General features: G+C 72.8%; 14 protein-coding genes. 3 read left to right on the top strand and 11 right to left on the bottom strand.

Going from position 1 to position 14,922, the window contains the following annotated elements; translation table 11 throughout:
* Positions 1-39 precede the first annotated feature (39 nt).
* Positions 40-243 carry a DUF1918 domain-containing protein gene (locus tag AB0L29_RS19005; protein ID WP_365828526.1) on the top strand — a complete coding sequence of 68 codons (204 nt, stop codon included), beginning with the start codon at positions 40-42 and terminating at the stop codon, positions 241-243.
* A gap of 1 nt (position 244) precedes the next feature.
* Here AB0L29_RS19005 and AB0L29_RS19000 read toward each other — a convergent pair whose 3' ends face one another.
* Complete coding sequence (locus AB0L29_RS19000) at positions 245-1,531, bottom strand: family 10 glycosylhydrolase (RefSeq protein WP_365828524.1); 1,287 nt, start codon at positions 1,529-1,531, stop codon at positions 245-247.
* Positions 1,532-1,731: 200 nt separating this feature from the next.
* On the opposite strand from AB0L29_RS19000, the gene AB0L29_RS18995 reads away from it, so the two are divergent.
* Complete coding sequence (locus AB0L29_RS18995) at positions 1,732-2,607, top strand: 3-hydroxybutyryl-CoA dehydrogenase (RefSeq protein ID WP_365828522.1); 876 nt, start codon at positions 1,732-1,734, stop codon at positions 2,605-2,607.
* Positions 2,608-3,118: 511 nt separating this feature from the next.
* Positions 3,119-3,376, top strand: coding sequence for a hypothetical protein (locus AB0L29_RS18990; RefSeq protein ID WP_365828520.1), 258 nt, complete (start codon positions 3,119-3,121; stop codon positions 3,374-3,376).
* Positions 3,377-3,401: 25 nt separating this feature from the next.
* Here the strand turns inward: AB0L29_RS18990 and AB0L29_RS18985 are convergent, their stop codons facing one another.
* The 10 genes from AB0L29_RS18985 to infC form a co-directional block, all read right to left on the bottom strand.
* A complete protein-coding gene (locus AB0L29_RS18985; RefSeq protein ID WP_365828518.1) occupies positions 3,402-3,947 on the bottom strand; it encodes an NUDIX hydrolase in 546 nt (181 codons plus the stop codon).
* Positions 3,948-4,056: 109 nt separating this feature from the next.
* Positions 4,057-5,397 (bottom strand): transcriptional regulator, encoded by a 1,341-nt coding sequence (locus AB0L29_RS18980; RefSeq protein ID WP_365828516.1) that lies wholly within the window; start codon positions 5,395-5,397, stop codon positions 4,057-4,059.
* Between the two features lie 317 nt (positions 5,398-5,714).
* Positions 5,715-6,875, bottom strand: a complete 1,161-nt coding sequence (locus AB0L29_RS18975; protein ID WP_365828514.1) for a PP2C family protein-serine/threonine phosphatase — start codon at positions 6,873-6,875, stop codon at positions 5,715-5,717.
* Between the two features lie 287 nt (positions 6,876-7,162).
* Positions 7,163-9,682 (bottom strand): phenylalanine--tRNA ligase subunit beta, encoded by a 2,520-nt coding sequence (pheT, locus tag AB0L29_RS18970; protein ID WP_365828512.1) that lies wholly within the window; start codon positions 9,680-9,682, stop codon positions 7,163-7,165.
* Positions 9,682-10,803 carry a phenylalanine--tRNA ligase subunit alpha gene (pheS, locus tag AB0L29_RS18965; protein WP_365828510.1) on the bottom strand — a complete coding sequence of 374 codons (1,122 nt, stop codon included), beginning with the start codon at positions 10,801-10,803 and terminating at the stop codon, positions 9,682-9,684. The genes pheT and pheS overlap by 1 nt, the downstream gene beginning before the upstream one ends.
* Positions 10,804-10,991: 188 nt before the next feature.
* Positions 10,992-12,128: an ATP-binding protein gene (locus AB0L29_RS18960; protein ID WP_365828508.1), complete on the bottom strand. Its 1,137-nt coding sequence runs from the start codon at positions 12,126-12,128 to the stop codon at positions 10,992-10,994.
* Between the two features lie 56 nt (positions 12,129-12,184).
* Positions 12,185-13,045: an RNA methyltransferase gene (locus tag AB0L29_RS18955; RefSeq protein ID WP_365828506.1), complete on the bottom strand. Its 861-nt coding sequence runs from the start codon at positions 13,043-13,045 to the stop codon at positions 12,185-12,187.
* 103 nt (positions 13,046-13,148) lie between these two features.
* The gene (gene rplT, locus AB0L29_RS18950; RefSeq protein ID WP_365828504.1) at positions 13,149-13,532 is read right to left on the bottom strand and encodes a 50S ribosomal protein L20; all 384 of its coding nucleotides are present in this window, start codon (positions 13,530-13,532) and stop codon (positions 13,149-13,151) included.
* 116 nt (positions 13,533-13,648) lie between these two features.
* Positions 13,649-13,843, bottom strand: a complete 195-nt coding sequence (gene rpmI, locus AB0L29_RS18945) for a 50S ribosomal protein L35 (RefSeq protein WP_030577024.1) — start codon at positions 13,841-13,843, stop codon at positions 13,649-13,651.
* A gap of 111 nt (positions 13,844-13,954) precedes the next feature.
* The gene (gene infC, locus AB0L29_RS18940; RefSeq protein WP_365828707.1) at positions 13,955-14,608 is read right to left on the bottom strand and encodes a translation initiation factor IF-3; all 654 of its coding nucleotides are present in this window, start codon (positions 14,606-14,608) and stop codon (positions 13,955-13,957) included.
* Positions 14,609-14,922: the final 314 nt, after the last annotated feature.

The following is a 14,922-nucleotide window of genomic DNA, read 5'->3' as shown; positions in this document are numbered from 1 at the left end:
GGACCGCTGCTCCCGCACCGGGTGAGGAGGGCTCCAACGATGCGTGCAACCGTGGGCGACCAGCTTGTCCAGCACGGCAGGGTGGTCGGCCAACACGACAAGGTCGGCGAGATCGTCGAAGTACTGGGCCAGGAGGGCAACCCTCCCTACCGCGTCCGTTTCCAGGACGGGCACGAGGGCGTCTGCTCCCCCGGCCCCGACTCGGAGATCCGCCACAGGACGATCCGGCAGGAGACGCAGTAGCTCAGCGCGAGGGGTTCGCCGGCTGCCGGTAGTGGTCGGCGACCACCCGCGCCATCGCCCCGATCCGGTCCTCGGCCACGTCCCTGGCGGCGAAGTAGACGTGCCCGCGCACCTGCGCGTGGTCCGCGGCGAGGGCCAGGTGCCGGGACAGCTCGGCCGGGTCCTGCCAGGCGGCGGGCTGCGCCGGGTCGCCGGCCTTGTACAGCGCCTCGCCCACGTACAGCCTGGTCGCGGTGCCCCGCGCCACCTCCGCCCACCAGGAGAGCAGCTTCGCGTAGTCGGCGGCGGCGAAGCCGATGTTCCAGTACAGCTGCGGGCAGATGTAGTCGATCCAGTTCTCGCGCACCCACCGGCGGGTGTCCGCGTACAGGTCGTCGTACGTCTGCACCCCGGCCCGTGTGTCGGAGCCGAGCGGATCGGCGGCGGCGTTGCGCCAGACGCCGAACGGGCTGATGCCGAACCGCGCGGCGGGCCGGATCGCCTTGATCCCGGCGGCCGTCTCGCGCACCAGCCGGTCGATGTTGTCCCGCCGCCAGGCGGCCCGGCCGGGGAAGCCCGCGCCGTGGGCGTCGTAGGCCGCGTCGTCGTCGAAGGTCTGGCCCGCCACCGGATACGGGTAGAAGTAGTCGTCGAAGTGCACGGCGTCGACGGGGTACTTCCGCACCGCGTCGAGCATCGCCTCCCGCACGAAGGCGCGGACCTCGGGCAGGCCGGGGTTGTAGTACATCTTCCCGCCGTACGTCACCACCCAGTCCGGGTGCCGTCGGGCGGGGTGGGAGGCGACCAGCCGCGCCGGGTCCGTGTGGCCCGCGATCCGGTACGGGTTGAACCAGGCGTGCAGCTCCAGGCCGCGGGCGTGGGCCTCCTCGACGGCCGTGCCGAGCGGGTCCCAGCCGGGCGCCTCGCCCTGGGTGCCGGTGAGGTACTGCGACCAGGGCTCGTACGGCGAGGGCCACAGCGCGTCGGCGGTGGGCCGCACCTGGAGGATCACGGTGTTGAGGCGGTTGCGGACGGCCAGATCGAGCAGGCCGGTCAGCTCGGCGCGCTGCCGGGCGGCGCTCAGGCCGGTGCGGGAGGGGAAGTCGCGGTTGGCCACGGTGGCGATCCACATGCCCCGCATCCCGGTGGCCGCGTGCCCCCGCGCGCCGGCGTCCTCGTTCTCCCGGTCCCCCCGCGCCTCGTCGTCCGCGGGCCCTCCCCCCGGCGCCGCGGACGCCTGCGGCATCATCGTGAGAGCCGACAGCGCCGCCACGGCGAACGCCCTGCGTGACACTCGTCCCATCTTCATGCCCCTCGACACGGCGGGTCCGCTCCGTCGCGGACCGCTCCGTGCCCAGCATGCCGGACCCCGGCGATCGATCATCGATACTTGGGAGTAACGTGCACGGACGGAGCAGGCACCGGAACCCGGCGGACCTGCCACAGCCGTAGACCAGTGCCGGGGCGTCGGCCAAGGGACGCGCCGCGCATGCGACGGAAAGGGACGATGTGACGGACATCCCAGCGGGAGACATTGCACGCGTCGGAGTGGTGGGCTGCGGTCAGATGGGCGCGGGGATCGCCGAGGTGTGCGCCCGGGCCGGGCTGGACGTGAGGGTCGCCGAGACCACCGGCGAAGCCCTGGAGATCGGCCGTACCCGGCTGTTCAACTCCCTGTCCAGGGCGGCCGAGCGCGGCAAGATCACCGAGGAGGAGCGGGCGGCCACGCAGGACCGCCTGAGCTTCACCACCGACCTCGGCGAGTTCGCCGACCGTGACCTGGTGATCGAGGCCGTCGTCGAGAACGAGCAGGTCAAGACCGAGATCTTCCAGGTCCTGGACCAGGTCGTGACCCGTCCGGACGCGATCCTGGCCTCCAACACCTCCTCCATTCCGCTGGTGAGGCTGGCGGTCGCCACCTCGCGGCCCGACCAGGTCATCGGCATCCACTTCTTCAACCCGGCCCCGGTGCAGAAGCTCGTCGAGCTGATCCCGGCGCTCACCACCTCCGAGGGCACCCTCGGCCGCGCGCAGCTCTTCACCGAGAAGGTGCTGGGCAAGCACTCCATCCGCGCCGTGGACCGCTCCGGCTTCGTGGTCAACGCGCTGCTGATCCCGTACCTGCTCTCCGCCATCCGGATGTTCGAGTCGGGCATCGCCAGCCGCGAGGACATCGACAACGGCATGGAGCTGGGCTGCGCCCACCCCATGGGCCCGCTGAAGCTGTCCGACCTGATCGGCCTGGACACGGTCGCCTCGGTGGCGCAGTCGATGTACGAGGAGTACAAGGAGCCCCTGTACGCCGCTCCCCCGCTGCTGCAGCGCATGGTCGACGCCGGCCGCCTGGGCCGCAAGACCGGCTCGGGTTTCTACACCTACGGCTGACCCGCCCCGGGGCGCCCCGGGCCGCGGCACACCCCTCCGGGGGGAAGCCGGCCGCCTCCGCGTCCGGCCCGTGCCACGGGTCCGGCGGCGGACCGGTGACGGCCGGCTTCGTCCACGCGAACCGACCGCACCCGGATGCGGGATCGGCAGCACCCGGACACGGGATCGGGCAGCACCCGAAGCACGCGGATGTCGGACGGTTCACGGCTCCGGGCAGCGCGGGCCGGGGCGCTGGAGGTTCTCGTGGACGAAGCCGGACGGTGCACGGCGAGGACGGCGGGATCCTTTCCGACGCGAGCCACCGCATCGCGCGGCTGATTACAGACGGTCAGAATTCGGCCAAGTGCACGGGCCCGGCGCCGTGAAAGGCACCGGGCCCGCGGCATTCGCACACCGTGTGAGAGCCGGGCTCGCATATGCCCGTCGCACACTCTCCCCACGCGCCCACCAGGGGAGTTGACTCAGCATGCGCATGCAAGGGATGTGAACGACTACGGAAAGGAGCGGACTTGTGACCGCCGATCCCGAGCATCCCGTCGTCCACGGTGAACTCGCAGAGTTACGACGCCGCCTCGATGTGGCGTACGCCCGCGTCGAGGGCGGACTGGCCCTGCTCAGTCACCGCACCGAGGAGACGGCGAAGGAACTGGACGAACTGCACGACCGGATCGTCACCCTGGAGCACGCCCGCTGGCCGCTGCCCTCGATCGCGGCCGTCACGGCCGTGGGCGCGCTCGTGGTGGCGGTCTGGCAGGCGCTCGGCCGCTAGCCGGAGCCGGACGCGGCGGGGGGGATCAGGGCAAGGCGTCCTGTCCGAGCCTGAGGTGGTGCAGCAGGAGTAACGCGGCCGCCATGTTGGCGGCCGGGACCTCCCCGCGGGCGACCATGTCGGGGACGAGTTTGAGGGGGACCCACTCCCGGCGGTCCGACTCGAAGTCGTCCACGGGGTGCCCGACGTACTCGCCCTCGTCGGCCCAGTAGATGTGGTGCCGGGCGTCGGTGAGGCCGTTGGACGGCTCCACACTCATGAGGTGGTGCAGGGGTCCCGGCCGCCAGCCGGTCTCCTCCTCCAGTTCCCTGGCGGCCGCGACGGGGATGTCCTCGCCGTCCTCCACCACGCCGGCCGCGAGTTCCCACCCCCAGCTGTCGGTGATGAAGCGGTGGCGCCAGAGGAGAAGGACCTCGTTGGCCTCGTTCACCACCGTGGCCACGGCGACGGGCCGCAGCCGGATGAGGAAGTGGTCGAGATGCCGGCCGTCCGGCAGTTCGACGTCCGCGAGATTGACGCTGAACCAGCGGTTTGCGTACACAGTTTGTTCGTTCTGTTTCGTCCACTGCACGGTTCTGCCACCTTTCGCTGGGTAAGGGGCAATATCGCAGCAGGGACGGTCTGGCAGCAGGCGCACGGGCAGCCCGCTCGGGGGGTGGTGCGCGCCGGTTCACAAAGGTCTACAGCGGTACGCGCAGCGCTCCGTCGATCAGTTCGGCGGCCTCGGTGGTGCCCGCGCAGCCGCTGCGCACCAGGTGTTCGCGTACCGCGCGCAGTCTGTCGCGCAGCCGCTGGGACTCCATCCCCCGGGCCTGCTCGGCCATCTGCACGGCGATGGCGACCGCCTTGTCGGCGTTGCCCTGCCGCAGCTCGATCGTGCTGAGCATGGCGAGCCGGTGCACCCGGCCCCGGTCGTGGGCCGGGTTGTCGACGGCCGCCGCCGCGTGCTCCCCCGCCGCCGCGATCTCCCCCAGGCTCAGCAGCGCCTCCGCCACCTGGACGTTGACCAGGCCCGGCTGGACATAACCGGTCTCGTCGGGCTCGTATCCGCGCCGGATGCGTTCGGCGGCCTGCTCGGCGCGCCGGATGCAGGACAGCGCGCTCGTGCCGTCACCGAGGTGGGCGTACGCCTTGGCCTGCATCGCGTACAGGTCGGAGGCGAGCGCCGGGGTGATGTGCCGGCCGGCGGTGCGCAGCGCGGCCTCCGCGAAGGCGACGGCCTGCCGGTACTCCCGCATGAACAGCGACTGGTTGACCAGCAGCGCGATCACGTACGCCCCGAGCCCCCGGTCCCCGCTCGCCTTGGCCAGCCGCAGCGCCTGGTGGAAGTAGCGCTGGGCGAGGCCGTGCGCGTCGGAGTCGTACGCGCAGATGCCGGCGATCGCCACCAACCCGCCCGTGGCCCGGTGCAGTTGGCGGCCGGTGGCGTCGGTGTAGCCGCCGCGCAGCAGCGGGGCGGCCTCGGCGTTGAGGAAACCGACGATGCGGGCGCGGGTCGCGATGCCGCCGGCCTTGCGGTACATCTGCTCGTAGTGGGTGCGGGCGGCACGCAGCGTCTCGATGTCGGACGGGGTGACCCGGTGCCGGCCGCCGCGCGAGACGTCCACGTCCTCGGGCGGGTTCTCCCACTCCCACACCGGCATCACGGCGGGCGTGCCGGTGAGCGCGGGCGCGCCCAGGACGTGCGGGCGCTGCTGCTGGTCGGAGCGCCACAGGGCGGTGGCCCGCTCCACGAACCCGGACAGCGACCCGGTGTGCGGCGCGGCCGGCTCGCCGGGCACGCCGAGGCCGATGTCGTCCAGGGTGACGGGCCGTTGCAACCGCGCGGCGAGCACCTCACAGATCAGGTCGGGCACCTGGCCGCGGGGCCGCTGCCCCTTCAGCCACCGGGCCACCGCCGTGTGCTCGTAGCGCAGGGCCAGGCCGCGCCTGCGGCCGGCCTGGTTGACGTGCGCGGCCAGACCCGCGTGCGAGATGCCCGCCTCGTCCAGGATCGCGTCGAGCAGTGTATTGGGCTGCATGTGGGCCCCCCGGGTGGCTCGGTGCCGACAGCGTAGTGGGTCCGCCTTCACACGGGGTGTGAACGGAGTGTCCGAATCCGCAGCGTGCGCGCGCTGTCGCGGAGAGTTCCCGGCCGGTTGACTGAGGTGCCTCGAAAGAGGCCGGCCGGGCCGCCGGCTCCCCCTCGTACATCGCGGCGGCCCGCTTCCGCGCCGTCCGCCCGGCTGCCTGCCCGACACTCCGTGGCGGGGCGGACGGCCCGCCGGTGGCCGGGCCGGGCGGCTCGTCGCCGCCGGGCCGTCCGTGGTCGTCCGGGGCGGCCCACGGCCGTTCGCGGCTATCCGCGGTGCGTCGGCTGCGGGTGGGCCGGCCGCGCCCCGGCGGGGTCGCCCGTGCCGCGGCCCCGCGTCCCCAGGGGGGTGCGCCGGCCGTTCGTGAGGACCAGCAGGGCGACGTCGTCCGCCGGCGCGCCGCGTGTGTGGCACAGGAGGGCCGTGAAGACCCTGTGGAGCACGGTCTGCGGTGAGAGCGGCTGCACGCGTACGGCGTCGGCCAGGACGGCCGGCAGGGGGAAGAACCGGCCGTGGGCGTCCCGGGCGTCCTCCGCTCCGTCCGTGTGGAGGAACAGCGCCTCACCGGGCAGGAGACGGCCCAGCCACACGGGGGACAGCTCGGCCGGCAGGGGAAACGGCCCCAGGGGCGGGAACGGGTCGGCACGGGCGAGTTGCTCGACCCGCGTACCGCTCAGCAGGTACGGCCACGGATGTCCGCAGTTCAGGGCCCGCACCTCGCCGTCCCCGCGGATCTCCACCAGCAGCAGGGTGACGAACTCCTCGGCCACCGGGTCGCGGGGCGCCGGGCCCGCCGACGGGTGCTCGGCGCGGGCCCGCTCGCGCAGGTGCCGGGCCAGGGTCCGCTCCAGCCGGCGCAGGACCCCGCCGAGGTCGGGCTCGTCGTGCGCGGCCTCGCGGAAGCCGCCGAGGACGGCGGCGACGGTGGCGAGGGCACCGAGCCCGTGCCCGCGGACGTCGCCCATCACCACCCGCACGCCGTGCTCGGTGGCGACGGCCTCGTACAGGTCGCCGCCGACCGTCGCCTCGCGATCGGCGCAGAGCCGGCCGGCGGCGACGTTCAGCCCGTCGATGCGCGGGGGCAGCGGACGCAGCAGCACGCTCTGGGCGGCGCCCGCGACACGGCGCGCCCGGCGCAGTTCACGCAGCAGCGTCCGCCGGACGTGGACGACGATCCCGGTGCCGACCGCGAAGAACACGGCGCCGGTGGCGATCCGCGCGCCGAGCCCGGTCTGCTCGGCGAGCGGGCAGGTCAGCTTGTACGTGAGGGCTGTGGCGCCCCAGGCCGTGGGCAGGCCGAGGGTGAGGATCCGGCGCAGCGGCTGCCGTGCGGCCCGGCACCTGACCCGGCGAGCAGCTCTCCGGACGGCTTCGCCCAGCTCCTCGCGGCCCGTCCGGCGCCCGCCCGGCCGGGCCGGGGCGGGCAATCGGGAGTTCGTCCGGGGCCACCCTGTCCTGCGGGGACCCCCAGCCCTGATGCGGATCATGCCGATGGCCCCCCATATAGGCCCTGACAGCACAGACGGACCGGCCTCGAAAGGCCGGTCCGATTCTGTCGACCGCATGGCCCGAAAGGGCTGGATCACCCGGCATTCTCACCCGATCGGGTGAGGCGCCCGGAAGCGTCCCGAGGGAGCGCGGGGAACCGCGCGACCGGCCGCCGCAGCTATGCGACCGCCGGACGGCAGCGGCTCCCCTCCCCCGGGTACGGCCTTCAGCTCCGCAGCACCGCTCCGGTCCGCTCGGTGGCCAGCGCCACCGCCGCGTCCCGGGCCGCCGACGCCTCGTCCACCGTCAGCGTCCGGTCGGCCGCCCGGAACCGCAGCGCGTACGCGAGGGACCTGCGCCCCTCGCCGAGCTGCTCGGCGTTGTCGTACACGTCGAACAGCCGGATGGACTCCAGCAGTTCGCCCGCGCCCTCGCGCAGCGCCGCCTCGACGTCCGCCGCCGGCACGAGCGCGTCGACGACCAGCGCGACGTCCTGCGTGGCGACCGGGAAGGCCGAGATGCCCGGCGCCTGCAGGGCGCCGTCCCCGGCCTGTTCCAGGACGTCCAGGTCCATCTCCATGGCGCAGGTGCGCGCGGGCAGGCCCAGGGCCTTCAGCACGCGCGGGTGCAGCTCGCCCGCGTGGCCGACGACCCGCTCCGCGCCGTCGACGGTGACCGCCAGCTCGGCGCACCGGCCCGGGTGCCACGGCCCGTACCGGCCCTTGCGGACGATCAGTCCGGCGCCCGCCTCACGGGCCACGGTCCGCGCCGCCTCGACCGCGTCGGCCCAGTCGGCCGGGCGGCCCTTGCCCCACCAGCCGGCCTGCTCGCGGGCGCCGGCGAGGACGACGGCGACGTGGCGCGGCTGCCCGGGCAGCGCGGAGTCGAGCTCCGCGATCTCCTCGTCGGCCGGACGCCGGTCGACGGTGAGCCGGAGGGCGGTCTTCCGCTCCTCGTGCGGGAGGAAGACCAGGCCGGTCTCGAACAGGGCCAGGTCGTGCGAGCCCCGGCCGTCGTTGCGCCGCAGGGCACCCAGCAGGCCCGGCAGCAGCGAGGTCCGCAGCGCGGGCTCCTCGTCGCTGAGCGGGTTGGTGAGCTTCACGACGCGGCGGGCCGGGTCGTCGGGCTCCAGGCCGAGCTGGTCGAAGACCCGCTCGGCGACGAACGGGTAGTTCGGCGCCTCGACGTACCCGGCACCGGCCAGGGCCCGGCCGACGCGGCGGTGCAGCCGCTGCCGGCGGGTCAGGCCGCGGCCGGCCGGCGGCCTGGGCAGCGTGGAGGGCAGGTTCTCGTAGCCCTCCAGGCGGATGACCTCTTCGGCCAGGTCGTTGGGGTCGGTCAGGTCGGGCCGCCAGGACGGGACGGTGACGATCAGCTCGTCCTGCCCGTAGACGTCGCAGCCGATCTCCTGCAGCCGCCGCACGACGGTCTCGCGGCCGTACTCCACGCCCGCGACCCTGTCCGGGTGGTTCGCCGGGAGGGTGATGGTGCGCGGCGCGGACGGGGCGACGATCTCGGTGACGCCGGCCTCGGCGGTGCCTCCGGCCAGCAGGACCAGCAGGTCCACCGTCCGCTGGGCGGCGGCCGCGGCGGCCTGCGGGTCGACGCCGCGCTCGAAGCGGCGGGACGCCTCCGAGGACAGCTTGTGGCGGCGGGCCGTGCGCGCGATCGACACCGGGTCGAAGTGCGCGGCCTCGATCACCACGTCGGTCGTGGCGCCGGCCCCGTCGTCGGCGTCGTGGTCGGCGATCTCGGTGTCGGCGCCCCCCATGACACCGGCGAGGCCGATCGGGCCGCGCTCGTCGGTGATGACCAGGTCCTCGGCGTCGAGGGTGCGCACCACGCCGTCGAGGGTGGTGATCTTCTCGCCCGGCTCGGCCCGGCGCACGCCGATGGCGCCCTGGACCAGCCTGCGGTCGTAGGCGTGCAGCGGCTGGCCGAGCTCCATCATCACGTAGTTGGTGACGTCGACGGCGAGCGAGATCGGGCGCATGCCGACCTTCTGCAGGCGGCGCTGGAGCCAGATCGGGGAGCGCGCCTCGGGGCTCAGGCCGGTGACCGTGCGGGCGGTGAAGCGGTCGCAGCCGAGGGGGTCGGAGATCCGCACCGGGTGGCCGAACGCGTTCGGGGCGGGCACGTCGAGCAGGGCCGGGTCGCGCAGCGGCAGGCCGTAGGCGATGGCGGTCTCGCGGGCGACGCCGCGCAGCGAGAGGCAGTAGCCGCGGTCGGGGGTGACGGCGATGTCGAGGACCTCGTCGACCAGTTCCAGGAGCTCGACGGCGTCCTTGCCGACCTCGGTCTCCGGCGGCAGCACGATGATGCCCTTGGTGCCGTCGTCGCCCATGCCCAGCTCGTCGCTGGAGCAGATCATGCCGCGCGACATCCGGCCGTAGGTCTTGCGCTCGGCGATCTGGAAGTCGCCGGGCAGCACCGCGCCGGGCAGCGCGACGACGACCTTGTCGCCGACGGCGAAGTTGCGGGCGCCGCAGATGATCTCCTGGGGCTCGCCGGTGCCGTTGGCCCGGCCGACGTCGACGGTGCAGTAGCGGATCGGCTTCTTGAAGCCCTCCAGCTCCTCGATGGTGGCCACCTGGCCCACGACGAGCGGGCCCTTCAGGTCGGCGCCGAGCTGCTCGACGGTCTCGACCTCCAGACCGGCCGAAATCAGCTTGGCCTGTACGTCACGGCCGGTCTCCGTCGCCGGCAGGTCGACGTACTCCCGCAGCCAGGAAAGCGGGACCCGCATCAGATCTCCATCCCGAACGGCCGGGTGAACCGGACGTCACCCTCGACCATGTCTCGCATGTCCTCGACGTTGTGGCGGAACATCAGCATCCGCTCGATGCCGAACCCGAAGGCGAAGCCGCTGTACTTCTCGGGGTCGACGCCGCAGGCGGTGAGCACCCGCGGGTTGACCATGCCGCAGCCGCCGAGCTCGATCCAGCCCTCGGAGGAGCAGGTGCGGCAGGGCCGGTCGGGGTTGCCGACGGACTCGCCCTTGCAGACGTAGCAGAGCATGTCCATCTCGGCGCTCGGCTCGGTGAAGGGGAAGAAGTTCGGCCGCAGCCGGGTCCTCATGCCCTCGCCGAACAGCGACTGGACCATGTGGTCCAGGGTGCCCTTGAGGTCGGCCATGGTCAGGCCCTCGTCGACGGCGAGCAGCTCGACCTGGTGGAAGACGGGGGTGTGGGTGGCGTCCAGCTCGTCGGTGCGGTACACGCGGCCGGGGCAGATCACGTAGACCGGCAGTTCGCGGTCGAGCAGCGAGCGGATCTGCACGGGCGAGGTGTGGGTGCGCAGCACGACGCCGGACTCGGTGCCGCCGTCGGGGCCCTGCACGAAGAAGGTGTCGGCCTCGCCGCGGGCGGGGTGGTCCGGGCCGATGTTGAGGGCGTCGAAGTTGAACCACTCGGCCTCGACCTCGGGGCCCTCGGCGACCTCGTAGCCCATGGCCACGAAGATGTCCTCGATGTGCTCCGACAGCGTGGTCAGCGGGTGGCGGGCACCGGCCGGCACGCGGTCGTAGGGCAGCGTGACGTCCACGGCCTCCTCGACCAGCACCCGCGCGTCCCGCTCGGCCTCCAGCTCCTCCTGACGGGCGGCGAGCGCCTTGTTGACGGCGCCGCGGGCCTGGCCGACGCGCTTGCCGGCCTCGGCCTTGGCGTGCGGGGGCAGGGCGCCGATCTCGCGGTTGGCGAGGGCCAGCGGGGAGGCGGGGCCGGTGTGGGCGACCTTGGCCTCGTGGAGCGCGTCGAGGGAGTCCGCGGCGGCGAAGGCGGCGAGCGCCTCGTCCCGCATGCGCTCGATCTCTTCCGGTTTCAACGCCTCGACCTCGACAGGGTCGTACGACTTATTGGGTGCCGACATCTCTTCCCGTGCTTCCGATTGGCTGGCGGATGGTCCCCGTCACCGACTCGTGGACGCCTCGTCTCCGTCCGTGAGATCCGTCGGGATCCGTCGGGATCCGTCGAGGTCCGTCGGGATCCGTCTGGGACACAAAGGTGCCAAAGGCCGAGTCTAACGGGGTGGGGGTGTGCGCATGCGCCCGTGGGGTCTCAGGCCAGATAGGCCGGGGCCGCCACGGGCAGGGTAAATCGGAACTCGGCGCCGCCGCCGGGGGCGCGGCCGACCGTGATGGTGCCGCCGTGGGCCTCGACGATGCCCTTGACGATGTAGAGCCCGAGGCCCGTGCCGCCGCGCTTGCTGCCCCGCCAGAAGCGGGTGAAGACGCGGTTCATGGACTCCTCCGGGATGCCGGGCCCCTCGTCGCTCACCGTGACCGACGTGCCGGCGTCCTCTCCCTCGCGGGGCGACGCCGTGGCCGTGATGTCGATGGTGACGGTTCCCTCGCCGTGCCGCACGGCATTTTCCAGCAGGTTGCTGAGCACCTGGTCGATCTTGTCGGGGTCGGCCCACAGCATCGGCAGGGGCTGCTCGACGCGCAGCAGGAACCGGTCGGCGGGCTGGCCGGCGGCGACGTAGGCCTGGATGTGACGTCCGACGGCGGCCCCGATGTCGACGGGCTGCCGGCGCACCTCCAGCCGGCCGGAGTCGATCCGGGAGATGTCCAGCAGCTCGGCGATGAGCCGGGTGACCCGGTCGGCGTCGGCGTCGACGGTCTCCAGCATGAGCCGTTTCTGGTCGTCGGTGAACCGCTCCCACTTGGCGAGCAGGGTGGCGGTGAAGCCCTTGACGGAGGTGAGCGGGGAGCGCAGTTCGTGGGCGACGGTGGCGATCAGCTCGGCGTGGCTGCGTTCGGTGCGGCGCCGGGCCTCGGTGTCGCGCAGGGTGACGACGACACGGCGGACGGGACCGGTGGGCTCGCCGCGGACGTAGCGGGCCGACACCAGCACCTCCCGCCCGCCGGGCAGCAGCAGGTTGCGCTCGGGCTGGCGGACCCGGATGGCGAGTCCTCCGTAGGGGTCGGTCAGCTGCCACCAGCGCCGGCCGTCCAGGTCCTCCAGCGGCAGGGCCTTGTCCAGCCGCTGCCCGAGGGCCCCGGCGGCGGGCACGGCGGTGATGCGCTCGGCGGCGGCGTTGAAGCAGACGACCCGCCCGTGCTCGTCGGCGACGACGAGGCCGTCGGGCAGCTCGTCGGGATCGATGCCGGGACCGGCGAGGTCACCGGGCCGGGATGCGGGCGGCCGCCGCACGTCCCGTGCTCCCGCTGGCCCGCCCGTGCCGACGCTCATCCCCGTACCCCACCTCTCGTACCGGCGCAGTGGGTGTCCCCGAGCTGGTCACCCTACTAGCTGCCGGTGACGGAACGGCACCCTCCGGCGGCACGCTGTGCACGCGCCGACGCATAGAGACATACGGCGGCGGCGGTGGCGAGGTTCAGGCTCTCGGCCTTCCCGTGGAGGGGGACGCGCACGACGGCGTCCGCGAGCGCCCGGGTCCCCTCCGGCAGGCCCCAGGCCTCGTTGCCGAACACCCAGGCGGTCGGCCCGCCCATGGTGCCCTTGTCGAGCTCGGCGTCGAGGTCACGGTCGCCCGCCCCGTCGGCGGCCAGGACCCGCACGCCGGCCTTCTTGAGCCCGCCGACCGCCCGGTCCACGGGTACGCCGACGGCGACCGGCAGGTGGAACAGCGAACCCACCGAGGCGCGCACGGCCTTGGGGTTGTACAGGTCGACGGAGGCGTCGGTGAGGACGACGGCCTCGGCTCCGGCGGCGTCGGCGCACCGCAGCACGGTCCCGGCGTTGCCGGGGTCGCGGACGTGCGCGAGGACGGCGACCAGCCGGGGGCGGGCGGCGAGGATCTCCTCGAAGGGCGTGTCGAGGAACCGGCAGACGCCGACGAGTCCCTGCGGCGTGACGGTGGTGGAGACGTCCTCGATGACCTGCTCGGAGGCGAGGTGCACCCGGGCGCCGGCGTCCCGGGCCTCCCCGACGATGTCGGCGTACCGCTCGGCGGCCTCCAGGGTGGCGAACAGCTCCACGAGCGTGGCGGTGCCCCCGGTCCGGTGCCCGGCCGCCTCCCGCACGGCCTGCGGTCCCTCCGCGAGGAACAGCCGCTCCTTGCCCCGGAAGTTCCGCTTGGCCAGCCGCCGCGCGGCCAGGACGCGGGGGGAGCGGGGGGAGATGAGCTCGGGGGTGGCGGGGGGCATGGGTTCACCTTGGCAGTTCAGGGGTTCACGGACACAGCAGGACCCGCAGGCCTGGACGGCCTGCGGGTCCCTTCCGTCACACCGGCGCGGCGCCGGCGCGGCGTCACGCAGCCTTGGGGGCGTTCACGTCCGCCGGCAGCGCCTTCTGGGCGACCTCGACGAGCGCGGCGAAGGCGCCCGGGTCGTTGACGGCCAGCTCGGCCAGGATCTTGCGGTCGACCTCGACGTTGGCGGCCTTCAGACCCTGGATGAAGCGGTTGTACGTGATGCCGTTGGCGCGGGCAGCGGCGTTGATGCGCTGGATCCACAGCTGGCGGAAGTCACCCTTGCGCTTCTTGCGGTCGTTGTAGTTGTAGACCAGCGAGTGGGTGACCTGCTCCTTGGCCTTGCGGTACAGGCGCGAGCGCTGACCGCGGTAGCCGGAGGCCTGCTCGAGGATCGCCCGGCGCTTCTTGTGAGCGTTGACTGCCCGCTTGACGCGTGCCACTTGTTAACTCCTTGTAGCGGGGCCGCGGTGGTCCTCACACGGCCCGAAATCGATTGGGTCCCGGTCCTGACGTACGTACGGCGCTCGGCGCGTGCGGTGCGCCCGGCGCCGGGGCGTCACTTGCCGAGAAGCTTCTTGATCTTCTTGGCGTCGCCCGGGGCCATCTCGGCGTTGCCGGTGAGGCGGCGCGTCACACGGGACGACTTGTGCTCGAGCAGGTGGCGCTTGCCGGAACGCTCGCGGAGCACCTTGCCGGAGCCGGTGATCTTGAAGCGCTTGCTGGCACCGCTGTGCGACTTGTTCTTCGGCATAGCGCCGTTCTCTCCTCGTCGGTGGCGCTCCGGTGCCCGGTCGCGAGAACCGGGCACGGTGGAGCGTCGCTCTTGTTTCGGTTACGTCCTGGGGGCTGACGCCCCCCGGGGTCACGCCTCGGCGGAAGTCTCGGCCGGAGCCTCGGCGTTCGCGGCGTCGGGGTCCGCGGCGTTCATCGAACGGCCGGGGTTGGCCTTCGCCTCCGCCTTGCGGGCCTCCTGCGCCTGGCGAGCCTCGGCCATCGCCTCGGTCTTCTTCTTGTGCGGACCGAGGACCATGATCATGTTGCGGCCGTCCTGCTTCGGGTTCGACTCGACGAAACCGAGGTCCTGGACGTCCTCCGCGAGGCGCTGCAGCAGTCGGTAGCCCAGCTCGGGCCGGGACTGCTCGCGACCACGGAACATGATCGTGATCTTGACCTTGTCGCCCTGCTTGAGGAACCGGACGACGTGACCCTTCTTGGTGTCATAGTCGTGCGGGTCGATCTTCGGCCGGAGCTTCATCTCCTTGATGACCGTGTGCGCCTGGTTCTTGCGCGCCTCACGGGCCTTCATGGCCGACTCGTACTTGAACTTCCCGTAGTCCATGAGCTTGCACACGGGCGGACGGGCGTTCGCCGCGACCTCGACCAGGTCCAGGTCGTACTCCTGCGCAAGCTCCAGTGCCTTGGCAAGCGGCACGATGCCGACCTGCTCGCCACTGGGACCGACAAGTCGCACCTCGGGAACGCGAATCCGGTCGTTGATGCGGGGCTCGGCGCTGATGGATCCTCCTCGGTAGCACCACGCGACGGTCTGGCGGACAGCCGCGTAACGTCTGTGTTCGTTAGACCTAACCGCGCCGAAGCAGAAAAAATGCCCCGGACGATCACAGGCGGGGCTCCTCGAACTACCGGAGCACCGCCGCGATGCCGCGGGGCGCGATTTCGGGCGGAGCGCCGTCGCCGGGACGCCGACCGCCTGACCGGTGACCCGCCTCCCGCGAGGGTGGTCGGGTGGGAGTTCGAAAGCCTCCACTTGTGGGTCGGTCCGTCTGTCGTGTGACATACGTGTCCGACCGGTCGTTACACAAGGTTAGC

The organism is Streptomyces sp. NPDC052701, assembly GCF_040678355.1.
In the GTDB taxonomy this organism is placed as follows: domain Bacteria; phylum Actinomycetota; class Actinomycetes; order Streptomycetales; family Streptomycetaceae; genus Streptomyces.
Note: the sequence above shows the minus strand (reverse complement) of the source record. Positions and strands in the feature narration are given on the sequence as shown.